General features: G+C 72.6%; 22 protein-coding genes. 1 reads left to right on the top strand and 21 read right to left on the bottom strand.

The genetic code is table 11. The features are described 5' to 3' along the window. Window positions 1-30 precede the first annotated feature (30 nt). The 7 genes from caldi_RS15320 to caldi_RS15290 all read right to left on the bottom strand — a co-directional run bounded on the left by caldi_RS15320 (window position 31) and on the right by caldi_RS15290 (window position 7,230). Window positions 31-1,332: a S1C family serine protease gene (locus tag caldi_RS15320; protein WP_264842621.1), complete on the bottom strand. Its 1,302-nt coding sequence runs from the start codon at window positions 1,330-1,332 to the stop codon at window positions 31-33. A 108-nt stretch (window positions 1,333-1,440) separates the two neighbouring features. Further along, complete coding sequence (locus tag caldi_RS15315) at window positions 1,441-2,388, bottom strand: ribose-phosphate diphosphokinase (RefSeq protein WP_264844827.1); 948 nt, start codon at window positions 2,386-2,388, stop codon at window positions 1,441-1,443. 15 nt (window positions 2,389-2,403) lie between these two features. Continuing rightward, window positions 2,404-3,795 (bottom strand): bifunctional UDP-N-acetylglucosamine diphosphorylase/glucosamine-1-phosphate N-acetyltransferase GlmU, encoded by a 1,392-nt coding sequence (gene glmU, locus caldi_RS15310; protein WP_264842620.1) that lies wholly within the window; start codon window positions 3,793-3,795, stop codon window positions 2,404-2,406. Between the two features lie 62 nt (window positions 3,796-3,857). Further along, window positions 3,858-4,283, bottom strand: a complete 426-nt coding sequence (locus caldi_RS17685; protein WP_319951771.1) for a SpoVG family protein — start codon at window positions 4,281-4,283, stop codon at window positions 3,858-3,860. Window positions 4,284-4,369: 86 nt separating this feature from the next. Next, the gene (gene ilvA, locus caldi_RS15300; protein ID WP_264842619.1) at window positions 4,370-5,614 is read right to left on the bottom strand and encodes a threonine ammonia-lyase; all 1,245 of its coding nucleotides are present in this window, start codon (window positions 5,612-5,614) and stop codon (window positions 4,370-4,372) included. A 4-nt stretch (window positions 5,615-5,618) separates the two neighbouring features. Continuing rightward, on the bottom strand, window positions 5,619-6,440 hold the full coding sequence (gene purR / locus caldi_RS15295) for a pur operon repressor (protein WP_264842618.1): 822 nt from the start codon (window positions 6,438-6,440) through the stop codon (window positions 5,619-5,621). A 37-nt stretch (window positions 6,441-6,477) separates the two neighbouring features. Then, entirely contained in the window at window positions 6,478-7,230 is a 753-nt protein-coding gene (locus tag caldi_RS15290) for a nucleotidyltransferase family protein (protein WP_264844826.1), read from the bottom strand. Window positions 7,231-7,402: 172 nt separating this feature from the next. Between caldi_RS15290 and caldi_RS15285 the strand changes: the two genes are divergently transcribed. Beyond that, window positions 7,403-9,604: an acetate--CoA ligase family protein gene (locus tag caldi_RS15285; protein ID WP_264842617.1), complete on the top strand. Its 2,202-nt coding sequence runs from the start codon at window positions 7,403-7,405 to the stop codon at window positions 9,602-9,604. A gap of 359 nt (window positions 9,605-9,963) precedes the next feature. Here the strand turns inward: caldi_RS15285 and caldi_RS15280 are convergent, their stop codons facing one another. The 14 genes from caldi_RS15280 to caldi_RS15215 all read right to left on the bottom strand — a co-directional run bounded on the left by caldi_RS15280 (window position 9,964) and on the right by caldi_RS15215 (window position 25,175). Further along, the gene (locus caldi_RS15280) at window positions 9,964-10,845 is read right to left on the bottom strand and encodes an Mrp/NBP35 family ATP-binding protein (RefSeq protein WP_264842616.1); all 882 of its coding nucleotides are present in this window, start codon (window positions 10,843-10,845) and stop codon (window positions 9,964-9,966) included. Continuing rightward, window positions 10,842-11,840, bottom strand: coding sequence for a hypothetical protein (locus tag caldi_RS15275; RefSeq protein ID WP_264842615.1), 999 nt, complete (start codon window positions 11,838-11,840; stop codon window positions 10,842-10,844). The genes caldi_RS15280 and caldi_RS15275 overlap by 4 nt, the downstream gene beginning before the upstream one ends. Before the next feature lie 5 nt (window positions 11,841-11,845). Further along, window positions 11,846-12,727 (bottom strand): ethylbenzene dehydrogenase-related protein, encoded by an 882-nt coding sequence (locus caldi_RS15270; protein ID WP_264842614.1) that lies wholly within the window; start codon window positions 12,725-12,727, stop codon window positions 11,846-11,848. Between the two features lie 6 nt (window positions 12,728-12,733). After that, window positions 12,734-13,501, bottom strand: a complete 768-nt coding sequence (locus tag caldi_RS15265) for a TorD/DmsD family molecular chaperone (protein ID WP_264842613.1) — start codon at window positions 13,499-13,501, stop codon at window positions 12,734-12,736. A 26-nt stretch (window positions 13,502-13,527) separates the two neighbouring features. Continuing rightward, window positions 13,528-14,628, bottom strand: coding sequence for a 4Fe-4S dicluster domain-containing protein (locus tag caldi_RS15260; RefSeq protein ID WP_264842612.1), 1,101 nt, complete (start codon window positions 14,626-14,628; stop codon window positions 13,528-13,530). A 23-nt stretch (window positions 14,629-14,651) separates the two neighbouring features. Continuing rightward, window positions 14,652-18,059 (bottom strand): molybdopterin-containing oxidoreductase family protein, encoded by a 3,408-nt coding sequence (locus tag caldi_RS15255; RefSeq protein ID WP_264842611.1) that lies wholly within the window; start codon window positions 18,057-18,059, stop codon window positions 14,652-14,654. A gap of 5 nt (window positions 18,060-18,064) precedes the next feature. Then, on the bottom strand, window positions 18,065-18,355 hold the full coding sequence (locus caldi_RS15250) for a hypothetical protein (RefSeq protein ID WP_264842610.1): 291 nt from the start codon (window positions 18,353-18,355) through the stop codon (window positions 18,065-18,067). Window positions 18,356-18,519: 164 nt separating this feature from the next. After that, on the bottom strand, window positions 18,520-19,212 hold the full coding sequence (locus tag caldi_RS15245) for a response regulator transcription factor (protein WP_264842609.1): 693 nt from the start codon (window positions 19,210-19,212) through the stop codon (window positions 18,520-18,522). Further along, entirely contained in the window at window positions 19,184-21,175 is a 1,992-nt protein-coding gene (locus tag caldi_RS15240; protein WP_264842608.1) for a HAMP domain-containing sensor histidine kinase, read from the bottom strand. The genes caldi_RS15245 and caldi_RS15240 overlap by 29 nt, the downstream gene beginning before the upstream one ends. Window positions 21,176-21,207: 32 nt before the next feature. Then, on the bottom strand, window positions 21,208-22,119 hold the full coding sequence (locus caldi_RS15235; protein WP_264842607.1) for a 4-(cytidine 5'-diphospho)-2-C-methyl-D-erythritol kinase: 912 nt from the start codon (window positions 22,117-22,119) through the stop codon (window positions 21,208-21,210). A gap of 63 nt (window positions 22,120-22,182) precedes the next feature. Then, window positions 22,183-22,461, bottom strand: coding sequence for a Veg family protein (locus caldi_RS15230; protein WP_264842606.1), 279 nt, complete (start codon window positions 22,459-22,461; stop codon window positions 22,183-22,185). A gap of 175 nt (window positions 22,462-22,636) precedes the next feature. After that, complete coding sequence (locus caldi_RS15225; RefSeq protein ID WP_264842605.1) at window positions 22,637-23,116, bottom strand: ribonuclease H-like YkuK family protein; 480 nt, start codon at window positions 23,114-23,116, stop codon at window positions 22,637-22,639. 88 nt (window positions 23,117-23,204) lie between these two features. Then, window positions 23,205-24,092 carry a 16S rRNA (adenine(1518)-N(6)/adenine(1519)-N(6))-dimethyltransferase RsmA gene (gene rsmA, locus caldi_RS15220; protein ID WP_264842604.1) on the bottom strand — a complete coding sequence of 296 codons (888 nt, stop codon included), beginning with the start codon at window positions 24,090-24,092 and terminating at the stop codon, window positions 23,205-23,207. Window positions 24,093-24,131: 39 nt separating this feature from the next. Beyond that, a complete protein-coding gene (locus caldi_RS15215) occupies window positions 24,132-25,175 on the bottom strand; it encodes a ubiquitin-like domain-containing protein (RefSeq protein WP_264844825.1) in 1,044 nt (347 codons plus the stop codon). Window positions 25,176-25,360 lie beyond the last annotated feature (185 nt).

Below are 25,360 nucleotides of genomic sequence, written 5' to 3'. Positions count from 1 at the left end.
CGCACCCTCCTGCCCGCTCGCGCTCTCCCCCTACCGGAGCGCCTCCCGCTCCGGCCGGGCGGTCAGGGTCGCCTCGACGGTCAGCGTCTGGTCCCCGCGCCGGACGGTCAGCCGGACCCGGTCACCGACCCGGCGGGAGGCCAGGTACGACTGAAGCTGCGCCACGTCCCGCAGGGCCCGCCCGTCGATCGCCGTGATGACGTCGCCCCCGACCCACTCCCCGTCGGGCCGCTGGACGGCAGGCCGCAGGCCGGCTTCCTCCGCCGCCGTGCCGGGGTACACCTTCTGGACCAGGATGCCGGACGTCACCTGCAGCCCGAGGTCGTCGGCGATCTGCGGGTTCAGCGGGATGCCGCCGATCCCGAGCCAGGGGTGCTCCACGCGCCGGCCCGCCAGCAGGTCCGGGAGCACGGCGCGCACGGCGTTGATCGGCACCGCGAACCCGATCCCCGTGAAACCTCTCACCGGGCTGGCAATCAGGGTGTTGATGCCGATCACCTGTCCGGCGGCGTTCATGAGCGGCCCGCCGGAGTTGCCGGGGTTGATGGCGGCGTCCGTCTGGATCAGGCCCGAGAGGGTCCAGTCGTTCACCCGCTCGCTCACCCGGCCCGTGCCGGAGATGATCCCGGCCGTGACCGACTTGCCCTCGTCCAGCGGGAAGCCGATGGCGATCGCCGGCTCACCCGGCTGCACGGCGTCCGAGTCGCCCAGGGGCAGGGTGGGCAGCGGCGCGGGACCGGCCTGGGCGGCCACCACCGCCACGTCGTTGCCCGGGTCCACCCCGAGGACGCGGCCGGTGACCTCCCGCCCGTCGTCCAGGAGCACCCTCACCGTGCGGGCGCCCTCGACGACATGGTTATTCGTCAGGATGTAGCCCGCAGGGTCGAAGATGAACCCCGAGCCCGTGCCGGTCGGGGTCAGGATCTGCACGACGGCCGGGGCAGCCTGCTTGTAGATCTGCACCACGTCTGCCTGACCCGAGTACACGACCGGCCGGGCGGGCACCGGCGGCGGCAGCGGCACCGGCCGGTACCGGGCCGGACCGATCCACGCCAGCGTCGCCGCAGTTCCTGCGATCGCGCCCACCAAGGCACCCAGCGCCACCAGCGCGAGGGCTGCCAGCCTCCGCCGCGCCCGGTCCCGCCGCCCGGCCGGGGCCTGGTCCCCATCCGCGGTCGCCGCCGGCGCCGGCACCCCGGAGCCCGGGGTCTCGTCCGGCAGGCGCTCCGCCTCTCCGGCCCCGGCGCCCGTCACGGCACCCGGCTCCGCCCCCTCCGGCCCGGGCTGCCCGGGGCCGGCCGCCATGCGGGCGTAGGTGTTCTCGCCCTCCATGACTGTGGTTCACCTCCCCGGTCCTACATCGTCGCATGCAACGTTTGCAGCGGTGTGGACGAGATGTGAAGAATCCGTAACGGCCAGCGGTCCATCCCCGGGGAGCGTTCAATCGAACATCTTGCTGACCGAGAGATCCTCGTGGATCCGGATGATGGCCTCGCCGAAGAGCGGGGCCACGGAGAGGACGTCGAGCTTGTCTCCCAGGCGCTCCGCGTCGACCGGGATCGTGTTGGTGACCACGACCTGCGTCAGCCCGGGGTGGGCCAGCCGCTCGTAGGCCGGGCCGGAGAAGACCGCGTGGGTGGCCGCGGCGTAGACCGCCGCCGCCCCCCGCTCCAGGAGCGCCTGGGCACCCTCCAGGATGGTGCCGGCGGTATCGATCATGTCGTCCAGCAGGATGCAGGTCTTGCCAGCGATGTCGCCGATCACGTTCATGATCTCGGCCTGGTTGGGTTCGGGGCGGCGCTTGTCGATGATGGCGAGCCCCACCCCGAGCCGCTCGGCCAGCTCGCGGGCGCGGACCACGCCGCCGGTGTCCGGGGAGACCACCGTGAGGTTCTCGAGCCGCTTGCGCTTGAAGTACTCGGCGATGAGGGGCACCGCCCGCAGGTGGTCGACCGGCACGTCGAAGAAACCCTGGATCTGGTCGGCGTGGAGGTCCATGGTCAGGACCCGGCGCGCGCCGGCGGTGACGATCAGGTTCGCCACGAGCTTGGCGGAGATCGGCTCGCGCCCGCGGGCCTTCCGGTCCTGGCGGGCGTACCCGTAGTGCGGGATGACCGCCGTGATCCGGCGGGCGGACGCCCGCCGCAGCGCGTCCAGGATGATGAGCAGCTCCATGAGGTTGTCGTTCACCGGGTGACACGTCGGCTGGATGACGAAGCAGTCCGAGCCGCGCACGCTCTCGTTGAGCTTCACCCGGATCTCCCCGTTGGAGAACCGGCCCACCTCCATGTCACCCAGCTCGATGCCCAGGTGGCGTGCGATCTCCCTCGCCAGCTCCGGGTTGGCGTTCCCGGCGAAGATCTTGAGCCGCCGGTCCTGATACCCCACCAACGGTGCGACCTCCTACCCCGGCTCTTTGCGGACCCTGGCCCGAGCCCGGATCCGTGCTGCGTACCCTTCCTTGTTTTCTTGACGCGCCCTGGCGATGGCCAGGGCACCCGGCGGCACGTCCTGGTTGACCGTCGAACCGGCGGCCACGTACGCACCCTCCCCCACCGTCAGGGGCGCGACCAGGTTCACGTTGGTTCCCACGAACGCCCCGGGGCCGATGACGGTGCGGAACTTGTTCACCCCGTCGTAGTTGGAGGTGATCACCCCGGCCCCGATGTTCGCCGCCTCGCCGACCTCCACGTCCCCCAGGTAGCCGTGGTGGTGCATCTTCACCCGGGGGCCCAGGCGGGCCTTCTTGACCTCGGCGTAGTTGCCCAGCTCCACCCCCGGACCGATCTCGCAGCCGGGCCGGACGTGGGCGTACGGCCCGATCCGGACGTCCTCGGCGATCCGGCTCGACTCGACCACCGAGAACTCGACCCGGGAGCGGTCGCCGATCGTCGAGTCCACCACGCGGGAGCCCGGCCCGATGACACAGTCCCGGCCCACGCGCGTCCGACCCTCGAGGAACGTAAAGGGGAGCAGGACCGTGTCCGGCCCCACCTCCGCCTCGGCGCTCACCCAGGTGGTGGCCGGGTCGACGACCGTGACCCCGCTCTCCATGAGCCGGTCCAGGACCCGCCGGCGGAGGATGGCCTCCGCCTGTGCCAGCTGGCGCCGGTCGTTGGGCGCCAGCACGTCCTCCTCCTCCGCTGCCGCCACGGCCTCGACGCGCCCGCCCGCTGCCATCAGGAGCGGCAGCACGTCCGGCAGGTAGAACTCGCCCTGCGGCCCGCGGGGCACGCGCCGCAGGTGCTGGAAGAAGCCCTCGAGCCGGAAACAGTAGACGCCGGCGTTGATCTCCCGGACGGCCCGCTCTTCCGGCGTGGCGTCCTTGAACTCGACGATCCGCGCCAGCGTGCCGTCGGGGCCGCGGATCACCCGGCCGAAGGACCCGGGGTCCTGCACGTGGGCGGTCAGGACCGTGGCGGACGCGCCGCTCTCCCGGTGCGCCTCCAGGAGGCGCTTCACCACCTCGGGCCGCAGGAGCGGGGTGTCTCCGTACAGCACCAGGAGGTCACCCCGCGCCCCGTCCAGGAGCGGCTCCGCCTGGAGCAGGGCGTGCGCGGTCCCGAGCTGCTCCTCCTGCACCGCGTACGCCACCGAGTCGCCCAGGTACGCCTGTACCTGCTCCCGCCCGGCGCCGACGACCACGATGACGCGATCCACTCCCGCCTGCCGGCAGTGCTCCACCACGTGCCCGACCATGGGACGGCCGCCGACGGGGTGCAGCACCTTGGGCAGGCGGGAGCGCATGCGGGTGCCCAGGCCGGCCGCGAGGATCACAGCCGAGACCCCTGACATCCCAACAGCCTCCCCGGCGGATGTCCACGGCTATTGTAACACAGCCGGGAAGGCGGGGGCGCTCACGATCCCCCCGCAGCCGCCTCCGACCCCACCGCCTCCGGCCGGTCCCCCCCGGCCGGCTCACCCGGGTCCGCCCCGGACACCGCACTCGGGGACGTTCCGGGTGCCTCGCCCCGGTCCGGCGCAGCGCCCCCGCCCACCGGCCCTGCGGCGCCGCTGCGGGCGATCCGGGCGCATGACTCCCGATACGCTTCCAGCACGCGCTCCTGGATCGCCTCGCGCATGCTGCTCGTGATGGGGTGGGCGACGTCCCGGTAGCCGCCGGTGTCCAGCCGGCGGCTGGGCATCGACACGAAGAGACCGTTCTTCCCCTCGACCACACGGATGTCGTGGATGGCGAGCTCTCCGTCCAGGAAGATCGTGCAGAACGCCTTGGTGGCTCCCTCCCGGGCCAGCGGTCGCACGCGTACGCCGGTCACCTGCACTTCCAGTCACTCCCTTGTGTGGAGTGATACGGAAGTTCGGCGCCGGGCGCGCGCCTCCTGTGGGCTCGCGGAAAAACATCCCACAGTTACCAGTTTGCGGTCGGGCGCAGGGGCGGTACCCTGCGGACCGAGTAGCCGTCGCGCTCCAGCGCGGCGATGAGCCCGGCTGCGTGCTCGTGGTCACGGGTCTCCAGGGCCAGGTCGACCTCCACCTCGCCCACGGTCACCCGGTCGAGCCACCGCTCGTGGTGGACCTGGAGCACGTTGGCCCCCTGCGCGGCCACCGTGCTGAGGAGCCGCTTAAGGCTCCCGGGCCGGTCCGGGATGAGCGCGCTCAGCCGCACGTAGCGGCCGGCCCGCACCAGGCCCCGCTCGATGATCCGGGAGAGGATGTTGACGTCGATGTTCCCGCCCGACAGCACCACCACGACCGGCCCGGGCTCCGGCCGCACCCGGCCCAGGAGCGCGGCCAGCCCCACGGCACCGGCCCCCTCCACCACGAGGCGGGCCCGCTCGAGGAGCAGCAGGATGCTGTGGCCGATCTCCTCCTCGCCGACGGTCACCACGTCGTCCACGTAGCGGCGGATGTACTCCCAGTTCAGGACGCCGGGCCGGCGGACCGCGATCCCGTCGGCGATGGTCCGCACCGTGTCCGTGGTGGTGTAGCGGCCCGCCTGCCAGGAGAGGTGCACCGCCGGCGCTCCTGCGGCCTGCACCCCCACGACGCGCACCGCCGGGCGCCGGCTCTTGATCGCCAGGGCGATCCCGGAGATGAGCCCGCCGCCGCCGACGGGGACGAGCACCGTGCCGGCGTCCGGCAGGGCGTCGAGGATCTCGAGGCCGATGGTGCCCTGCCCGGCGACGATGTCCGGGTCGTCGAAGCCCGGGATGAACGTGGCGCCGGTCTCCCGCTCGAGCTCACGGGCGCGGTCGTAGGCGTCGTCGACCGTGGCCCCGTGCAGCACGACCTGGGCCCCGTAGCCGGCCGTCGCCTGCACCTTCGTGATCGGCGCGCCGGCCGGCATCACGATCGTCGCCGGGATGCCCAGCTGGCTCGCCGCCAGCGCGACCCCCTGGGCGTGGTTTCCCGCCGAAGCCGAGACCACCCCGCGCGCCCGCGCCTCGGCGGGGAGGCGGGACATCTTGTAGAAGGCGCCCCGAACCTTGAAGGAGCCTGTCCGCTGCAGGTTCTCGGCCTTCAGGTAGACCGGGAAGCCCAAGAGGCTGCTCAGGGCCGCCGAGTGCAGGAGGGGGGTGGCCACCGTGAACCCGGCGAGGACGGACCGGGCCCGCTCGACGTCCGCGAGGCCGGCCGGGAGCCGCTCGTTCATCCCCTCACCCCTCCGACTCGCTGGGCACGATGCGAACCGTGCCCTGTTCCTCGTCGACGCCCTCCAGCGTCAGCAAGGACCGGTAGCCGCTCACGCGCTTGCGGGCGGGCTCGGCCGTGGCGACGAGCACGCCGATGCCCACCACCGTCGCCCCGGGGAACTGCCGCACGAGCTCGATCATGCCGGCGGCCGTGCCGCCCGCCTTGATGAAGTCGTCGATGATGAGCACCCGCGCCTCCGGCGGGATCGCCCGGATGCCGGCGGTGAGCGTCTCGATCCGGCCCCGCGATCCCGTGACGTAGGAGATGGTGACCTGCGGCCCCTCGGTGACCCGGCCCTCCCGCCGGGCGATGACGAGCGGCAGGTTGAGCGCCCGGGCGGTCATGAGGGCCACGGGGATGCCTTTCGTCTCCACCGTCAGCACGCAGGTGGGCCGGGCGGCGTGGAAGCGGGCGGCGAACACCTCGCCGATCCGGGCCGCCCATACGGGGCTCGAGACGACGTCGGTCATGTAGAGGAATCCGCCCGGGAGGATCCGCTCCGGCGCCGACAGCACGCCGGCCAGGCGCCGCACCACGTCGGCCTGCTCCGCCGGGCTGGGGAGCGGGAGGTAGACCACCCCGCCCGCCGCTCCCGCCAGGGTGGTGAGGCGGCCGCCGCCGGCGGTCTCGAAGGCGGCGCGCACGAGGGCGACGTCCTCGCTGATGGACGACTTGGCCGCGCCCAGCCGCTCGGCGAAGTGGGCCAGGGGGATCACCTCCCCGGGGTGCTCCACCAGCGACTTCACCAGAAGGGCGACCCTCGCAGCCCGACTCAGTTTCAGCACGTCCCCCGCCTCCCCTGGGGTCGGCAGCCGCCAGCCCTCATGGCTTCCGGAGGTACCGGCGCGCGAGCTCCAGGTCGCTGGGCTTGTCGACGTCGATCCCGACCTCCGGATACGGACAGTTGATCACCGCGCCCCGGATCCCCCACAGGTCCGACAGCTTGCGCTCCAGCTCGAAGAGGCTCAGGGAGCGCAACACGAGCCGCAACACGAAACTCCAGCCCAGGATGGCCGCCATGCGCAGCGGGCGCTTGCGCTCGTCGAGGAAGGCCCGGATACGGGGCGCCACGGTATCGGCGATGGCCGGGTCGGCCAGGAAGAGGTTCCCCCCCGTGAAGGTGCCCTCCCGCAGGCGGACGTAGGTGCGGCGGACCCCGGCGTACTGCGCCTCGGCCACCGAGCGCTCCACGACCGGGTAGTACAGGTCGGCCTCCCGCTGCGCGCACAGGTCGAGGAAGCCGTCGACCACGCGGCCTGTGATCAGCGGGATGTCGCACGTCGCGATGAGGACCTTCCGGTCCCGTGGAAGGTGAGCCAGCGCAGCCAGGACGTTGTCGATGATGTGGCCGGAGGGCGGCACGAGTACGACGCCGTCGGCGCGGATCGCCGGCCCCACGACCCCCGGCGGGGCGACCAGCACGATGCGGCCGATCCGGCTGGACTGGCGCAGGCCGTCCAGCACGTACTGGACCATCGGCCGGTCGCCGATGCGGATGAGGCCTTCGTTCGGGGCCGGGTCCACTTCCCGGAGCGGCCCGGTGTTCTCGGCGCCGCAGAGGACGATCGCGTTCACGGTCAAGCCACGTTTCCTCCCGGGGCCGGGTAACGTAACCAGGAGCAGTTTCGACTCCGCGCGCCGAACTCCTTTCACGGGCCTTGCGGCAAGAGGGGATCGCCGCCCGGGCCGCGAAGTGTTGACCGGTCAACCGTTCGTAGCATGTCCCGCTGCACGGAGGCGACAGGGGTTGCAGGACTTCTTCTCCCCCCGCGGGATCGCCGTGGTCGGCGCCTCCCGCGACCCCGCACGCATCGGCCACCACATCCTGAAGAACCTGAAGGCCGCCGGCTACGCCGGCCCGATCTACCCGGTGAACCCCAGCGGCGAGGAGATCCTGGGCCTGCCGTCCTACCCCCGGCTGGCCGACGTGCCGGGTCCGGCGGAACTCGTGGTGCTGGCCCTGCGCACCGACGCCCTGGACGCCTTCCTCGCCGACCTCGAGGCGCGCCAGGCCGCCAGGGGCGACGTGCGCGCGCTGGTGGCCACCGGCGCGGGTTACGCCGAGATCGGGACCGAGGAAGGCCGGCGCCGGCAGGAGCGCCTCACGTCGGCCTGCCGCCGGCTGGGCGTGCGGATCCTGGGGCCCAACTGCATCGGGGTGGCGGACACCCGGACGGGCGTGGACACCACCTTTCTCAGCGTCCCCCACCTGCGCCCGGGGGCCGTGAGCCTCGTCAGCCAGAGCGGCGGCATGGTGGCGTGGCTGTACGGCCTGTGGGCGGGGGAGCCGTCCTCCCCGGGTCTGGCCCGCATGGTCAACGTCGGCAACGCCGCCGACGTGAGCCTGGCGGAGGCCGTCCGCTTCCTCGGCGCCGACCCGGACACCCGCGCGCTCGGCGTCTACGTGGAAGGGACCACCCGCGCCCGCGACCTGCTCGATGCCATCGCCGGCGCGGCCCGCGACAAGCCGGTCGTCGTGCTGAAGGGCGGCCTCACCGAGGCGGGTGGCGCCGCTGCCGCCTCCCACACGGGCAACCTGGCCGGGACCGGCCCCCTCTGGGAGGGCACGCTGCGGCAGGCGGGAGCGCTCGTCGCCCGGAGCCCCGAGGAGTTCACCGCCTTCCTGACCGCGGCGGAGAGGCTGTGGCCCGCCGTCGGGGCGCCGGGGGCCGGGACCACCTCGCGCGGCGATGCCGACTCCCCCGGGTCCGCAGAGCCGCTGCGTGTCGCCATCCTGACCAACGCCGGCGGTGCCGGTGTGCTCGCCTCCGACGCGCTGTGGGGCGAGAGCGGCGGCGCCGCCGTGCCGGCCCACCTCGACCCGGCGACCCTCGAGGCCGTCTCCGCCGTGCTCCCGCCCTTCGCCGCGGTCGGCCGGCCCGACGGGTACGTCGACGCCACGGCAGGGGCCTCCCCCGCCCACATCGCCCGGGCGGCCGCACGGCTCGCCGCCGACCCGGGGGTCGACCTGGTCTTCCTCATCGTCCTGTCGACCCCCTACATCCCGGCGGACGTGCTCGCCCGGGAGGTCGACGCCGCCCTGACCGAGGCAGAGGCCATGCCGGGCACACGCTCCGGGCTGGCGCCCGTGGCCACCGTGCTGCCCGCGGGTCCGCTCCAGGCGGCCGGGCGCGAGGGGTTCGCCCGGGCCGGCCGGATCGCGCTGCCCAGTCTCCACAGCGGCGCCCGGGCCGTCCTGGCCCTGGCCCGGTATCGGATGTGGAGGGCCGCCCGCGGCTGGCAGCGCCCATGGCGGGAGGCGGCGGCGGTCGCCGCCGGGAACGGGGCTCCGCCGGGGCGGCTCCTCGGGGAACGGGAGGCCGCCCGGCTCCTTGCCGAGTGGGGCGTGCCCTTCCCCCCGGCCCGATTTGCGTCGACGCCGGCCGAGGCCGTCGCGGCGGCCGGGGACGTTGGCTACCCGGTGGTGCTCAAGGTGGCGTCGCCGGACATCGCCCACAAGACGGACGTGGGCGGCGTGCGCCTCGGCGTGTCCGGCCCTGCCGAGGTGGCGGCGGCCTGGGAGGAGATCATGGCCGCGGTGTCCCGGCGCCGCCCGGAGGCCCGGATCGACGGCATGGTGGTCCAGCGCCAGGAGCCGCCCGGGGTTGAGCTGCTGGTCGGCGGGCTGCGGGACCCGTCCTTCGGGCCGGTGGTCACAGCCGGACTCGGCGGCATCTTCGCCGAGGTGTACCGCGACGTGGCCTGGCGGCTGGCCCCGGTGACAGAGGCCGACGCCCTGGAGATGCTGAGGGAACTCCGAGGCTACCCGCTCCTGACCGGCGCGCGCGGGCGCCCGGCGGTCGACCTGGGCGCCGCCGCACGGGTCATCGCCGCCGTGTCCCGGGCGGTGGCCCGGGTGCCGGGGCTCCGGGAGGTCGACGTGAATCCGGTACTCCTCTACCCTGACCGCGCCGTCGCCGTGGACGCCCTGGTCCGGCTGGACGGGTAGGGCCGGCACGCAGCCCGGACGTCAGGGCGGCTGCCGGGACGTGGAGCCCCGGCAGCCGCCCTCTCGCGCATCGATCGCCCCGCGGGGTCTGTGAGGCCGGCGCGGCGTCAGCCTGCCCGGCGGGCGCGGCTCCGCCGGCCGCCGCCGGCGGTCGCCAGCTGGAAGATGAGCCAGGCCAGGAAAAGCAGGAGGAATTCCACCGCCGGCGCCCCCTTTCACGTCCCCTTATCTGGTATGACGTGGGAGCGGGCGATTTGTTCCGTTCTGGAAAACAAAACTTGCGGCCGCCCTCCCGCCCGGCGCGGGGCGAGCCGTCCGCCTGACGGGGCCGACGTTTCCGGAGGGACCCGCGGGCTGGGTCAGACGTCCGTGCCACCCGCCCCCGCGCCCTCCAGCCTCCGCCGGCACCGCCGGGCGACCTCCCGCAGGGCCCGGGCGGCCGGGCTCGCCGGCCTCATCACCACGACCGGTCCGCCGGCGACGGCTGCGGGGTCGAACGGTACCCGGCCGAGGAACGGCACCCCGAGCCGGGCGGCCTCCGCCTCGCCACCGCCCTCGCCGAAGGGGTGGACCTCGCCCCCGCAGTGCGGGCACACGAGACCGCTCATGTTCTCGACCATCCCGAGGATCGGGATGTCGCTCGCCCTGCAGGCCGTGGCGGCGCGCCGCACGTGCTGCAGGGCGACCTCGTTCGCCGTGGTGACCAGCACGGCGCCGTCAACCCGCCCGAGGAGTTCCCGGACGGCGATGAGTTCCCCCCCGGTGCCCGGCGGCATGTCCACCACGAGCCAGTCCAGCCGGCCCCACGCCACCCCGGCGAAGAGCTGCCGCAGGAACTCGTACTTGTAGGCGTCCCGCCACATCACGCTCTCGTCCGGGCTCTCGAGCAGGAACCCGATCGAGGCCACCCTGAACCCCGGCAGGGGCTCGGCCGGCGCCGCACCCTCCGGTCCCAGCCGCAGGCGCTGGCCCTGCAGGCCCGTGACGAGAGGGACGCTGGGACCGGTGATGTCGGCGTCCGCCAGGCCGACGGCGGCACCGTCCAGGGCCAGGGCCGCCGCCAGGTTGGCCGCCACCGTGCTCTTGCCGACCCCGCCCTTGTTGCTCAGCACCAGCACCCGCCGGGTCACGGCGCCAAGCCGGCGCGCCAGGAGCCAGGCGTCGTGGGCGGATCCGTCGAGGCCGCAGCGCCCCTCGTCGGGACAGAGGGCGCAGGGGATCTCGCGCGCACACGGGGTCATGCCGGCTCGCCTCCGGGCAGGGCAGGGCGGGCGTTCGCCGCTGCCGGAAGGCTCTCGAGGCCCAGCAGCGTCCACGCGAGAAGGACGAGCACGTGTTGCTGGTTGGTCTGCAGGACCAGTCCGGCGCAGAAGAGGAGACCGAGCCCCACGGCCCGGAGCCGCTCCGGTGGCGATCCCGCCAGAAGCCGCAGCAGAAGATACAGCCCCGCGCCCGCCGCGATGGCGTACAGCGGGGCCGGCCAGACCAGCGTGAAGCCCAGGGACCAGATGGCCAGCACCCCGCCCAGGTCGGCGCCGGCGGCGTACCCGGCGCCAAAGGCGGCCGCCGAGGCGAGCGCGAGCGCGGCCGCCCGGCCCTCGGTACCGGACAGGAGCCGGCCGGGGCTCCGGAGCCATCGAATCCGCCCCGGCGCCGGGGCGGGCACGACGCCCAGCGCCAGGGCCACCGGCGCGACGAGGGCCAGGAGTTCCCCGGAGCCCAGCACGGGGGTGACGGCGGCGAGGTCGGCGGGGAGCCCGAGAGTCGCTGCAAGCAGCTGCGCGGAGGCGGCCCCGTACCAGGCCAGGTTGGCACCCAGCGCGCATCCCAGCCCCAGGCGGGTGGCCGGCGCCCGCGCCCGCCCGATGGCCACCGCCCCCAGGAGGAGGACCGCCAGCCCCAGGACCGCGCTGGTGGCCAGCGAGACTGCCGGGCCCGGCGCGGCCGGGGCGGCCAGCACGGCCATGGCCGCCGTCGCCGCGGCGACGGCGGCGAGCCGGGGCAGCCGGGCGCCGGCACCCCCGGCGCGGGCAAGAAGCCGCAGGGCCCACGCCAGGGCCAGGGTGCCGCCCAGGAAGCTCAGGTTGAAGGCAATCTGGCCCAGGTCGGAGAGGAGCCGGTAGGCGGCGAGCACCCCGGGCGTCTTGGGCATGAAGATGCCCACCCGGGTGAGGAGGCGGCCGAAGAGGAAGTCGGCGAACGCCACCAGCCAGAGCGCCTGGAGCGCGCGCTCCACGGGGCTCACCTCCTCGCCAGCGGGGGCCTGTCGAGGGTCAGGGTGGCCCAGGTCGTCGTGTACTTCATCCCGTCCCGCTGCATCTGCTTGCCGTCCCAGACGGCGAAAGCCACCTGGGCGGGCTCGCCGGGCACGAGGCCGAGGTCGCCCTCGCCGGCTGCGGCGAGCTCCCGGACGAACACCACGGCCCACTTTCCGTCCTTCCACACGCCGTTCCCGCCCACGTTCTGCATCTTCGGGTCCGGCACGGTGGTGAGGGAGCTGAAGCCGCCGGCGATGAGGTGCTCGACCGGCGTGTCGTGCGCCGGCCGGGCGCGCAGGTTGCCGACCGTGGCCGCGGGCCGGGTGAAGAGATCCTCCTGGAACAGGCCCCGGTCGCCGATGGAGTACCCGTCGGTGTAGAGGTTCGGGTACTGCCGCCGCATGTCGCGGCTGCCGTACTGCCAGTCGGCCTTCCAGTGCCAGATGTGGGCGTAGCGGTCGGCCTGACCCATGCAGACGTTGATCGGCCCGGTGGTGAGCTGGACGGCGGCCTGGTCGCCGAAGTCCTGCGGGCGCAGGGTGGTGACCTCCTGGGTATCGTCGGCCCACTCGACCCGGAAGGCGATCCGCCTGCCGTCGTTCAGGGCCCGGACCGACACGTCACGGATGGGCCGGGCCCCGGGGGTGGCGACCGCCGACACCGGCATCCGCACGGCCGGCGCCCGCCGCCAGGCCGGGTCCCAGGGGTCGGCGGGAAGTTCGGGCGCGTAGCGGGCCACCACCGCCGGGGCGGCCGCGGACTTGCCAAGCTCGATCTTGGAAATCGCCGGTACCACCGCCGCGGCGATCAGCACCAGAAGGGCGATCGCAAACGGCAGGCGCCGGCGCGTGAGCAACCTCTGCACAGGGGATCACTCTCCTTTGCGGCCGGCGCCGGCGACGCCGGCGTCCAGCCCGTCCCGGGACAGGGGGGTGAGGCGGGTCACCTTCCGGGGAAGGGCGCCGGCCCGTTCGCACTGCAGGCTCACCCAGGCGTCGGTGAGCCCGGCCAGCGCCGCGTAGAAGCCTCCCTCGTCGTGCCGCCGCAGGAGCGCGTGGAGGACGCCGGTCCAGCGGCCGAGGTGGTCCTCGAGGAAGCGGGAGTGGGCCTCCCGGCACACCGCGAGGCGCTCCCCGTGCCCGTCGTCCAGGGCGAGGGCTTCCTTGACCGACAGGAAGTACAGGAACTCCAGCTCCGTGGCGATGTGGTCGGGCCGGCCGCCGCCCTCCGGCAGGCCGACCCCGAAGGCCCGGTAGAACCCCGCGATGTCGGCCATCGCCTGGGTCTGCATGTAGAGGTGGGAGGCGGTGTACTCGGTCTCGAAGGGCGGACACAGCGGCGCGGCCGGCTGGCCGAGGAGCCGGAGGTACCGCCCCTCCCACTCGGCTCGCGTGGGGAGGCGCTCGAGACTGCGGCCCAGCGCGTCGCGCAGAGCGGCCCCGGCGGCCGCGCCCCACAGCCCGCGGGCCTCGGGCACCTCCGCCAGCGCCTCTTCCAGGACGGTGAGGAACTCGCCGGACACGAGCGCCTCGTAGAGCGGCGGGTCGGGGTAGAGGAAGGCCCGGGACAGGGCGGCGTACACCCGCCCCCGGGCCTCGGCCCGGACCACCTCCGCCCCGGCGGACTGCGGGTCTGCCATGACGGCCACCTCCGGCCCTTGCGCGCTCACGTGATGTTCATCCGGTCGGCCGGCCGGACCTGGACCTTTTCGTCGATCGGCACCCGCACGACCTCGGCGCCCCTGTCGTCGAACCCGACGATCGCCTCGCCCTCGAGGCGGTACCGTGCGATGATCCGGTCCGTGGCGCCGAAGAGCTGGAGCACGGCGAGGAGCTCGGGCGAGGGCTTCGCGTAAGCCTCGATCGCCGCGTCGACCCCCGGCCCGAACATCTGCCGCAGGTAGTCCCGGGGCACCCAGCGGGGCGGAATGTAGTACACGTTGGGCTCGGTGCCGAACTGGGGGTAGAGAGGCAGCGCCACCTTCGCCTTGTGGACCAGGTAGTGCACGGGGCTCGACTCCTCGTTCACCCACCCGAAGAGGCGGATCTTGCCGATGCAGGTGGCGATGCAGCGGGTCACCTGTCCCTGCTCGATCCGGGGGTAGCACCCCACGCACTTCTCCGTGGTGGCCGTGGTGCCCCGGTACATGGGCTTCTTGTAGGGACAGGCCTCCATGCACTTGCGGTAGCCCCGGCAGCGGCTCTGGTCGATGAGGACGATCCCGTCCTCCTGCCGCTTGTAGATCGCCTTGCGCGGGCAGGCCGCCAGGCAGGCCGGGTAGGTGCAGTGGTTGCAGATCCGCGGGAGGTAGAAGAACCAGCTCTCGTGCTCCGGCAGCCGGGCGCCGTGGGGAGAGTGGCCCTGCGCCGTGTCCTCGTGGATGTTGGGGTAGCGCCACTCCTCGTCCGCCGGCAGGTAGCCGAGGGCCAGGAAGCCGGACGTCGTCTGCTTCGCGGGGTCGGCCGCCTCGAAGATCGTCTTCCCCGCGTAGACCCCGCCCTGCCACTCCTGCGGGCCGAGCATCGAGAGGAGCTTCACGTCCCAGTTCTGCGGGTATCCGCCGTAGGGCTTGGTCTCGACGTTGTTCCACCACATGTACTCCTGCCCCGGCCCCCAGGTCCACGTGGACTTGCAGGCCATGGTGCAGGTCTGGCAGCCAATGCATCGGTTCAGGTTGAAGACCGCGGCGAACTGGCGCTCCGGCCGGGCCTCCTCGTAGGGGTACTGCATCTTGCGGCCCAGCTGCCAGTTTTGGACCTCCGCCATGGGTCACCGCCTCCTGGCCCCGGCTACGACATCCGGACGAACTTGCCGCTCAGGTACGCCTTCATCGCCTCGCTCTCGCTCCCCGGAGCGTAGCCGGAGGCGGCGGGCTTCCACTTCCCCTTCCCGCCGGGGCCGCCGTCCTCCGCCTTGGTGATGCGGACCAGCGTCTCCTTGGGGCAAGTGTTCGGCGCGTGGACGTCCGGCTCGTAGCCCTCGCCGATCTCCTGGCCCATGTACGCCTTGCGCACCAGGCTGTCGGTCATGTGGGTGGGCTGCAGCCACCCCCGGGTGCAGCTCTGGTGCGAGCCGGTGCGCGTGTGCGCCAGGTAGCCGGTGGGGGAGATGGCCAGGCCGTCGGGGCGCGTTTCGTTGGCCTCGACCGTGCGCGGGCTGGCGATCCAGATGGCGTGCTTCATCATCGTCACGCCCCGCGGATAGGAGGGGTTGTAGTGCGCGCGCACCTTCAGCCGGGCCACCTTGTAGTAGGGGTCCGTCTCCTTCCAGCCGACGTACGGCCGGTCGGCGGGATTGGCGTCGACCCAGACGTAGTCGCCGTCCTCGATGCCCAGCTCCCGGGCGTCCTCGGGGTTGATGTGGAGCTGCGCCTCGCCGGCGTTGGGCGTCCGGGGGTCGGCGCGGTACGGGTCCCCGAAGCTGGAGTCCCAGATCACGTTCCAGTCGGTCATCGCCCAGGAGGAGTGCACCCGGTGCCGTGACTTCGGGGTCAGGAAGTAGAAACGGAAACCCTGCTCCCAGAGCGGATTCTTCGTCTGCTTGACCTGGGACCACGGCATCTTCACGTTGCGGACGCTGCGCTCGTCCGGATCGATCGAATTCAGGTCGCTCACGAGGTTCACCGGCCGGATGGCCTCGTGGGTCCCCACGATCACGTTGGGCAGGTACGGCGTGGCCTCCACGGGCTCCCGGTGCACGATGAGGTTCTCGCCGGCCTCGATGAACTCGTCCTCGTCCTTGTAGAGCTCCATGCGGCCCGTCTTGGTATACCAGGGCTTGGACTCGTGCACCTGTTCCCAGCCGAAGATCCGCGGGTAGGTGCGGAACATCATCAGCCAGTCCCGCTCGGACTTCAGCAGCTCGTCGATCTTGTAGCCCCGGGTGGTGGAGGAGGCATCCAGCACCCGCTGGATGTAGACCTCCGACCGGCCCTCCAGGACGAACTTCCAGTAGTCGCGGAAGCGCGGGTCGCCGGTGAGGTCCGCCATCTTGGCCGCTACGCCGGCCATGACCTCGACGTCCTGCCGGGTGTCGTAGAGGCGCGGCATGCCGCCCTTCCAGGCGTTCAGGAAGGGGTTCGAGCAGGCGGAGGTGATGTCGGGCTGGCTCATCTCCGCCCACGAGTCGACCGGGAAGACCACGTCCGCGTGCTCGCAGGAGCCGGTCCACTCCCAGTCGTTGACGATGAACATCTCGACCCGCTTGTTCACGACCTCGATCATGTGGTGGGCCCACTTGGCGTTGTTCAGGTGGTTGGAGTTGGCGATCCACATGACCTTGGTCGGGGTCGGCATGTGGGTCTTGCCCGTGAAGATCTTGCCCCCGACCTTGAGGGGCTTGTCGCCGTAGTTCCAGTACGCGGGGTGCTCGGACTTGTAGAGCTTGCGGATGGGCACGTCCTCCGGACGGGCGTCGGGATCCAGGTTCGGTCGGAACGGATCCTCCGCCACCCAGACCGGCAGGCCGGGGTGGTTCTCGCCCCGGTAGTTGCCCGCCCAGTGGGTGAAGTTGGCGCCGGGCCTGCCCACGTTGCCCGTCAGCGTCATGACCAGCCAGGCGGCCCGGCCGGTGAGGTCGTTGTGGAAGTAGTGGTTGACGCCCTCGCCGGTGGCCAGGTGCGCGGGCTTGATGGTGCCCAGGTCCAGGGCAAGCTGGCGGATGAGGTCCTTGGGGGCCCCCGTGATCTCCGCCACGGTGTCGAGGTCGTAATCACGGAGGTGCTCCCGGTAGAGCTGGTAGAGCGGCTTCACCTCCACCTCCCGGCCGTCGACCGTTCGTACCCGGAAGGAGCCCTCCAGGGCGGGGTCGATGCCCTTGCGGACCAGGTGCCGGCCCACGTCGTTCCGGGTGATGATCCGGGGGCCGCCCGACTTCTGGTCCCAGACCACGAAGTCGCCCCACTTCTGGCGCAGCTCGGGCTTGATCTTCTGCACCGACTCGCTGTACCCGCCGAGGGGCGGGGGCTCGTAACCGGGGACGATGTCCCGGGCGTTCAGGCGCTTCAGGGTGTCCATGCGGACCAGAAGCGGCAGATCCGTGTGCTGCTTGACGAAATCCCTATCGACCAGGCCCTCGTCCATCAGAATGCGGGCGACGCCCAGGAGCAGGGCGATGTCGCTGCCCGGGCGCACCGGGATCCAGTAGTCGGCCTTCTGCGAGGCCGGGCTGTACTCCGGCGAGATGTTGACGACCTTGCCGCCGCGCTCGATGATCTCGATCCACCAGTGGGCGTCCGCCATCTTGTTCTCGACCATGTTCTTGCCCAGGAAGATCATCAGCCTGGCGTTTCGCAGGTCGTTCAGGTCCACGTCGGAGCACTTGACGCCGGTCACCATCGGGTGGCCTGGCTGCAGGTCGCCGTGCCAGTCGTAGCTGGACCACTGCCGGCCGCCCAGGTTGCCGTCGACCAGGGCCAGCATGTTGGCGAAGCGCGTCAGGGCGTTGATGCGGATGACGCCGTTCAGGGCCATGCCGTTCCGGAGCTTGACGGTCTGCGCCCCGGAGCCGTGCATGGCCTCGATCATCGCCTCGTCGTATCCCTGCCTGCGCAGGCGCTCGGCGCCCTCGGGGCCGCTGTACTTCTTGATGATGTGCAGGAGCGTGCTGGCCACGAGGGTGAAGGCCTCGTCCCAGGAGACCTTGACCCAATCGTCCCAGCCGCGGCGGAAGTATTTCTCGACGTTCGCAGGGTCGTCGGGATCGGGCCAGCCGGCCTCGACCCAGGCCTTCCAGCCCTTGCGCACCATTGGCGCCTGCACGCGGTGGGGGCCGTAGATGCGCCGGGGCAGCGTGTACCCCTTGAGGCACCCGCGGGGGTGCCAGCCCGGGTGACTCTTCGTGCCGTAGAGGTCCGTCGCCGTCCCCTCGGTGTACGGGGGCTCCACCCGGATCATGACCCCGTTGCGCATGACGGCCTTGACCCGGCAGTTGTGCGTACAGTTCGGGACACACATGAACGTGAACTCCGCATCGTAGCGGTACTGGTCCCGGTACAGGCGTTCCCACGACCGGTCCGGGTACGTGGCCAGCGGATTGTCCACCTGCACGGGCCGCAAGGTGACCAGCGCGGCCCGGGCCCAGCGGTGGCTCAGGAGCAGCCCGCCGGCGGCCACCGCCGTGCTCACGAGGAACTGGCGCCGGGAGACGAGCCCGGCATCGGGCTGCTCTCCCCGGTCCGGCAGCTCTCGGTCGGCCATGACCCTCATCCCTCCCCCGGGTTCCGGGGCCTGGCGGCACCGGAGCGGGGACCGCCCCGCACGTCTGCCAGGAGGCCGAGCACGAACGCCTCGCCCCGCCGCTGCCAGACGGCGTGGGGGCCCCGGTAGAACGGGTCGCGGAAGAGCCCGAGGATCTGCTCGTCCGCCCACCCCATCCGGACGAACTCCTCCACGAAGCAGCGGGCCATCTCACCCAGTTCCGGCTCATCCCCGGGCGCGGGGAAGGCGAGACCCATGAGGTTCAGGCGGTCCTGCTCTTCGTGTCCGGTGCCCACGTTCCGACCCCCCGGCGCCGCCGGGTACCCGCGCGCGGACCCCGGCTGCACCCGTTTTTGACACCAGGGTACAGCCGGGGCCTTTCTGGTTTCTGAATCGTTTCTTAACGAATCCAAAACAGGTGGCCGGGGGTCCTCCGGGTCCGGAGACGCGGGTGAGCCGGTCACTCCGGCTTGAAGCGGTACCCGACCCCGCGCACGGTCTCGATCCAGCGGGGCGCGGCGGGGTCGTCCTCGAGCTTGTCCCGGATGCGGGAGACGAGCACCGTCACGCTCTCCGGCCCGCCCACCGCCTCCGGGCCCCACGCCAGCTCCATGAGCTGCTCGCGGGTAAGTACGCGCCCGGCGTGGCAGGCCAGGGCCCAGAGAACGTTGAACTCGCCCGCGGTCAGGGCGACCGGCTGGCCCCTCCGGAACACGCGCCGGCCGGCACGGTCGATCACGAGATCCCCGCAGCGCAGCACTGCCTCCCCCTCGGGCTCCCCGGCCCATCCCCCGGTACGGCGCAGCACGGCCTTGACCCGCATGAGGAGCTCCAGGGGGCTGAACGGCTTGGTGACGTAGTCGTCAACACCCAGCCGGAAGCCCTGAACCTTATCGAGCTCCCCGTCCCGCACGGTCAGGAGGATGATCGGAACCGACGAGGAGCGCCGGAGCCGGCGGGTGATCTCGAATCCGTCGAGGCCGGGCAGCATGACGTCGAGGACGATGAGCGCCGGGTCCAGTGCCTGCACCTTCGGGAGGACTTCCTCTCCGCTGCCGAGCACGTGAACCTCGTAGCCCTCCATCCGCAGGACGTCCGCCACGACCTCCCGGATGGTGGGGTCGTCATCCACGACGAGGATCCGCCGCGCCAACGTCGTGATCCCCTCCTGCTGCCGGCACCCGCTCCGGCGCCGCCACCGGCAACGTGACGGTGAACTCGGCGCCCTCGCCCGGCCGGCTCCATACCCGGATCGTGCCACCGTGCAACTCCACCAGCCGGCGCACCAGGGCCAGGCCCACGCCCGTACCCGGGTAGCGGCGCGACAGCCGCGTGTCCACCTGGTGGAATTTCTCGAAGATGCGCTCCTGCTCCTCGGGGGGAATGCCGATCCCCGTGTCCCGAACGTAGATGGACACGGCGGCCGGACCGTCCCGCCGGGCTCCCATCGCGATCGACCCGCCCTCGGGGGTGAACTTCACGGCGTTGCCGAGGAGGTTGAGGAGGACCTGCTGCAGGCGCTCGGGGTCGGCCCGCACCGCCGGGAGGTCCGGCTCCCACTCCTCGCGGCAGGCGAGCCCCTTCTGGCCCATCGGCCCCTCCAGGGCTTCCCGGGCCCGCCGAGCGACCTCGGGGACGTCGACGGCCATGGGCCGGAACTCCATCCGCCCCGCTTCCGCCCGGGCGAGGTCGAGGAGGTTGTTGATCCACTCCAGCGCCCGCCGGGCGTTCGCCTCGATGCTTTCCACGTAGCGCAGCTGGCGCGGTCCCAGGGGGCCGACCACCTCCTGGCGCAGCATCTCCGTGGCCGCCAGGACGGCGGTCAGCGGGGTCCGGGACTCGTGGGTGACGTTGGTGAGGAACTCGGACTGCAGGCGGTTGGCCTCCTCGAGCTGCCGGTTCGCCTCCTCGAGCCGGCGGTTCGCCTCCTCCAGCTCCGATTGCTTGCGGCCGATCGCCCGGACCATCCCCCGGAAGCTCTCGGTCAGCTCGGCGATCTCGTCCCGGGTTCCCGAGGCCGGAAAGTCGCAGACGAGCTCGCCCGCCTCCGCCCGCCGGGCGATTCCGGCCAGCCGCAGCACGGGCGCGCTCATCTGGCGGGACAGCACCACGGCCACGGCGATCACCAGCAGAAGCCCGACCAGCAGGATCGCCGCGGTGAAGCGGGCCTGGTCCCAGATGGCGGCGTAGGCCTCGCTGACCGGCAGGAAGAGGAGCAGCGACCAGCCGAGCCCCCGGTAGGGCCCGTAACCCCGCATCGGCACGAATCCCACCAGCGCGTCCTGCTGGCCCACCCGCTCCCGGAGGACGCCCGTGTCGCCCCGCAGCGCCGCCTGGACCGCCCGCAGCCGCAGGAGGTCCTCCACGCCCACCCCCCAACCCGGAAGGGCGGGCGAGGCATCCCCCACGGGCCGTGGGCCGTGGTTATCCGCCAGCACCCGGCCCGCCCGGTCCAACAGCAAGGCCCGCGCGCCCGGCGTGGGCTGGAGCGAGAGGACGTGGCGGACCACGAAGGAGAGCCACACCTCGGAGTGCAGGTACCCCTGCAGCCGGCCCGCCCGGTCCCGGACGGGTGTGGTGAACCCCACCACCGGCTGTCCGTCCCCGGGCTCGAGCGGGTGCACGTCGGAGACGGATACCGGCAGCTCACCCCAGGACGTTGCCCCACCGGCGCCGCCCGCCGGGTTGCCGGCCGGAACGCCGGCGAACTCGGCCCTGGCCGTGCGGAACCATGGCGCCTCGGAGAGGTCCGCGCCGGCGGAGGCCGGGTCGGAGGCGGAAACCACGCGCCCCGAAGGGTCGACGAGCCCCACCCAGGCGTACGGGCGGTAGAGGCTGACGATCTCGGCGAAGAGGCGGCTTTGCGCCTCGCGCGCCGCCGGGTCGGCCACGACGTCCAGGCGGGCCCAGTGGGCGATGTCCACGTAGCGGAAATAGAGCAGCTCCTCGATCCGGGTCGAGGCGGCCACGGGCACGCGGCCGACGAACTCCTGGGTGACCCGCGTGAGCACCCGCCAGCCCAGGATGAGGCTGCCGGCCCCGGCACTGAGGGGGATGAAACCGAGCAGCAGCATGGCGGCGAGGAGCTTGGCGCGGATGCTCGTCCCCAGCCGCATGGCCGCTCACCTCCGCTGTCCTCGGTGCCCCTTCAGGGTAGCACGTCCCCCGTCGCTGTGACGTGGATCGCCCGGGCGAGGGGGCGGGCGGCGGCCGCGAGGCGTTCCGCCAGAGCGGGGTCGGGGGCGAGGGCGAAGACGGTGGGGCCGGCGCCGGCCATGGCCACCACCGGGGCGCCGGCCGACAGGAAGGCCTCGCGCAGGTGGCGAATCGCCGGCACGAGTGCGGCCGCGCCGGGCTCGAGGTCGTTGGCGACGGCCGCCAGCAGGCCGGCCGTGTCCCCTCTGCGCAGGGCGGCCACCGCCTGCTCCGCCCGTGCTCCGATCCCCGGCGGGCGGTACGCTGCGTAGACGGTGCGGGTCTTCGGCCCCGGCCACGTCGCCTCCGGAGTGGCCAGCACCACGTGCAGGCGGGGTGCCGGCGGGAGCGTGGTCACCCGCTCCCCGACCCCCTCCGCCAGCACCGTCTCCCCCAGGACGCCCCGGAGGCAGGCGGGGACGTCGGCTCCGAGGCGGGCGCCAAGCGCCTGCAGCCGCTCCGCCGGCCAGCCCAGACCCCACAGGCGGTTCAGGGCCAGGAGCACTGCCGCGGCGTCGGTGCTACCCCCGCCCAACCCCGCGGCCACGGGGATCCGCTTCGCGATGCGGATCCGCGCCCCGGCGTCCGGCACTCCGGCTGCGTCCCGCATCAGGCGGGCGGCGCGTAGCGCGAGGTTGTCCGCCTCCCCGACCACGCCCGGGGGGTCGACCTCCAGCTCGAGGCTGCCCGCCGGCTCCTCCAGCCGCTCCACGGTGACGGTGTCCGCCAGGTCGAGCGGGGCGATGACCGAGCGGATCTCGTGGTACCCGTCCGGCCGCCGGCCCACCACCTCCAGCACGAGGTTGAGCTTGGCGCGCGCCTCCAGGCGGATGGCGCCCGGCGCGGGGGGTCCGTCCTCCCTCACGGCCCTCACCTCGCGATGCGGCCGGGGCGCAGGCCCCGGCCCGATTCACAGCCACGCCGCCCGTCAGCGGCCGTGGCACTCGATCTTGGTTTCCTTGCCGGCATCGTAGACGACCAGTTCCACGGCTTCCGTGAGCAGGTCGGTGTAACTGTACGATACACGGCGTTCGCCGAGGTCGCCCTCGTCGAGCCTGACCACGAAGATGTTGGGGTAGGTCTGTTCGAGGACGCCCTCGCGTTCGAGCACCTTCTTGCGGCCCTTGTTCGCCTTGAGGCGGATCCGGGCACCGACATACGAGTCCAGATCCCGCTTGATCTCAGCCAGGACGCTCTTGGGGGCCACTTCTCTACCACATCCTTCCGGGTCGGTGCAGCGGGCACACCAGTACAATTATTGTACCAGCCGGAAGGACAGGCGTCAAGGAATCTTAGATTTTAGCAGCGCCCTGTCTGAGCTGTCAAGATCTATCCGCCGACCGATTCGCCGGGGCGCCGAAGTCGGCGCTGATTGTGGCCGGTCACTTGGTGTACCGGTCGGCGACCTTGGAAGCGCCGTACGAGTACGGCTTGATCTCCGCGCGGAAGCCGGACCCGGTGACCATGCCCGTGACCTCGCGGATCAGGTCCCGGGTCTCCCCGCCGTTGCCCACGTCCAGGTGGATCTCCACGTTCAGGGAGGGGTCCCCTGCCTCCCGGACCCGGCGGGCGAGCCGGTCCGCCAGCGTCAGGGAGATCGCCGTCTCGTAGAAGATCTTCTGCCGGAGGCTGGTGATCTTCGGCTGAACGCGACGGCGGTAGTAGTACCGGGCCCCCTTGCCGAGCCGGTGCACGATCACCGCCGTCACGAAGGTCACGTCGTCCCGTGCCTGCGAGTCCGTGCCGACGATGAGCTTGTAACGCGCGGTCGGGTCCGCCGCGATGAACTGGAAGATGTCCGCCACCATCGCGTCGAAGCTGAGCGGCCCGCGGCTCGGGCTTATGAACGGTTCCTCCTTCATCCGACCAGCCCCCCTGGCCCTGGCCCGTCACCCGCTCCCGGATTCGCCGGAACGGTGGACCCACTTCACAGTATACCACGGGCCGTACTCAGCCCGTGTGTCCGCCCGTCCCGGCGAGGGCGTCGGCCACCGCGGCGAACTCCGCCAGTGACAGGGTTTCTCCCCGCCGGGTGCCGTCCACCCCCGCCCGCGCCAGCGCCCGGGCCACGACGTCGCCGTCGAGCCGGAGCCCGCCGGCGAGCGCGCGGAGCAGGGTCTTCCGCCGCTGTCCGAACGCTGCCCGCACCACCCGGAAGAGCGCCTCCCGCGGGGTAGCCACCGGGGGGCGCTCCCGCAGCCGGAGCAGCACCACCGCGGAGTCCACCGACGGAGGCGGCCAGAACGCCCCCGGCGGGACCCGGGCGACGAGCCGGGCCTCGGCGTGGTAGGCGACGGCGACGCTCAGGGCGGCATAGGCCCGCGTGCCCGGCGGCGCCAGGATGCGGTCGGCCACCTCCCGCTGGACCATGACCACGATCCGCTCCAGGGGTAAGTCTTCCTCGAGCAGCCGGAAGAGAAGCGGCGAGGTGATGTAGTACGGAAGGTTCGCCGCCACGCGGGCGCGCGCGCCGGGCCGGAGGCGCGCGGCGAGAAGGCCTGCCAGGTCCACCTTCAGGGCGTCGCCCTCCACCACTTCGACCGTGCCGGGCGCCCCGGCGGCGGGCAGGGTGTCCCGCAGCAAGGCCGCAAGCTGGCGGTCCAGCTCGACGGCCACCACCCGGGCGCCGGCCTCCACGAGGGCCCGGGTGAGGATCCCCGGCCCCGGGCCGATCTCGAGCACCAGGTCCCCTGGGGCCGGCTCCACCGCCGCCACGATCCGATCCACGACGCGGCGGTCCACGAGGAAGTGCTGACCCAGCCCGCGGCGCGGGCGCAGCCCCCGCGCCTCGAGCCAGGCCCGGATCGACCGGACGCTCGCCGGATCGAACTGCTCCAACAGCTGACGCCTCCGGGTTCCCCCCGGAGGCCCGCGCCCTCACCGCGCCAGGACGTACACGGTCACCGTGCGCCGGCCGAAGGCCCGCGCCTCGGAGGGCGTGTCAAACCCGAGATCGATGCGGTTCCCCCGGATGGATCCCCCCGTGTCCCCCGCCACCGCCGGGCCGTACCCGTCGATGTAGAGACGGGTCCCGAGCGGGATCACGCGGGGGTCGACGGCCACCACGCCCCGCCCGGCCCTCAGCCCCTTCGCCGTCCGGGTGCCCGGGGTGTACCCGTCGCCGGGGGCGTACGCGGTGGCGACCATCCGCAGCACCTGCCGGTACCGGAGCGTCTGCCCGCCGCGGGAGACGGTGCCGGCGGTGCCCACCGCCACAACGCGGTCCACGGGCGGGCGCGTCACCCGCTCGGCCACGACCGTCCGGCTCACCGCCACCCCGTCCTCGTAGCGGGTCCGGATGGTCAGTTCCTTCTCCCCGGGGATGCCGGCCCGGATCTCCTGCTGCTGGCCCGCAGGGAGGTTCCAGTCCTCTCGCTTCACGGTCCCGAAAGGTAGTTCCACGACCTGGGTGGTCTCTTCCTCCCGGACGCGCAACACCCGGATCTCCCGGGGGGCGCCTCCCGCACCCGTCAGTGGTGTCTCCGGCGCCGGCTCCACGCGGTCCAGGGGTCCCAGGCGGATTCCGGCCGCGACGAGGGCCTGACCCACGGTGGGAGCCCAGGCCCAGGTTTCCCACTCCCGGCCGTCGGCGCGCACGCGGATGGGTACCGCCCGCGCGACCGTGATGGTCGTATCCTTCCGGAGGCGCGTCGCCGGCGCGGGCTCGACGCGGTCGCGCGGGCCCAGCTCCACCCCGGCCTGGCGCAGGGCCTGCTCGACCGTCCGGGCCCGCGTCCGGAAGGTGTCCACTCCCTCTCCCGCCACGGTCAGGTGGACCGTGTGTGTCTCGCGGAGAGCAGCGGTCACGAGGGAGAGGGAAAGCCCGAGAAGGACGGCGCCCCCGAGGACGGCCAACCGAAACGGGGTGACAAGCGGCTTCCGGCCGCCCCCGGCGGGCGCGACGATCTCCACGGTGCCCACCGCCAACCGCCAACTCCCTTCGGGAATGTCCGGTTGAGCATTATAGGCCCCGCGCACCCGTTCCGTCAAATGCACGCCCGGCCCGGGAGCACCGGACTGCTCCCGGGAAGCCGGGCGTGGCGGCTTTATTCCCTCTTTTTCGGCTGTATTCCAAAATGAGGATTGACAGGCGCCCGGGTGCCCTC

It is taken from the genome of Caldinitratiruptor microaerophilus (genome assembly GCF_025999835.1).
GTDB lineage: Bacteria > Bacillota > Sulfobacillia > Symbiobacteriales > ZC4RG38 > Caldinitratiruptor > Caldinitratiruptor microaerophilus.
Note: the sequence above shows the minus strand (reverse complement) of the source record. Positions and strands in the feature narration are given on the sequence as shown.

Excerpts from the sequence above, each read along its gene's own strand:
- caldi_RS15320 (WP_264842621.1), bottom strand. The coding sequence starts at position 1,332 with ATGGAGGGCGAGAACACCTACGCCCGCATGGCGGCCGGCCCCGGGCAG.
- glmU (WP_264842620.1), bottom strand. The coding sequence starts at position 3,795 with ATGTCAGGGGTCTCGGCTGTGATCCTCGCGGCCGGCCTGGGCACCCGC.
- ilvA (WP_264842619.1), bottom strand. The coding sequence starts at position 5,614 with ATGAACGAGCGGCTCCCGGCCGGCCTCGCGGACGTCGAGCGGGCCCGG.
- caldi_RS15280 (WP_264842616.1), bottom strand. The coding sequence starts at position 10,845 with ATGACCCCGTGTGCGCGCGAGATCCCCTGCGCCCTCTGTCCCGACGAG.
- caldi_RS15265 (WP_264842613.1), bottom strand. The coding sequence starts at position 13,501 with ATGGCAGACCCGCAGTCCGCCGGGGCGGAGGTGGTCCGGGCCGAGGCC.
- caldi_RS15260 (WP_264842612.1), bottom strand. The coding sequence starts at position 14,628 with ATGGCGGAGGTCCAAAACTGGCAGCTGGGCCGCAAGATGCAGTACCCC.
- caldi_RS15255 (WP_264842611.1), bottom strand. The coding sequence starts at position 18,059 with ATGGCCGACCGAGAGCTGCCGGACCGGGGAGAGCAGCCCGATGCCGGG.
- caldi_RS15240 (WP_264842608.1), bottom strand. The coding sequence starts at position 21,175 with ATGCGGCTGGGGACGAGCATCCGCGCCAAGCTCCTCGCCGCCATGCTG.
- caldi_RS15225 (WP_264842605.1), bottom strand. The coding sequence starts at position 23,116 with ATGAAGGAGGAACCGTTCATAAGCCCGAGCCGCGGGCCGCTCAGCTTC.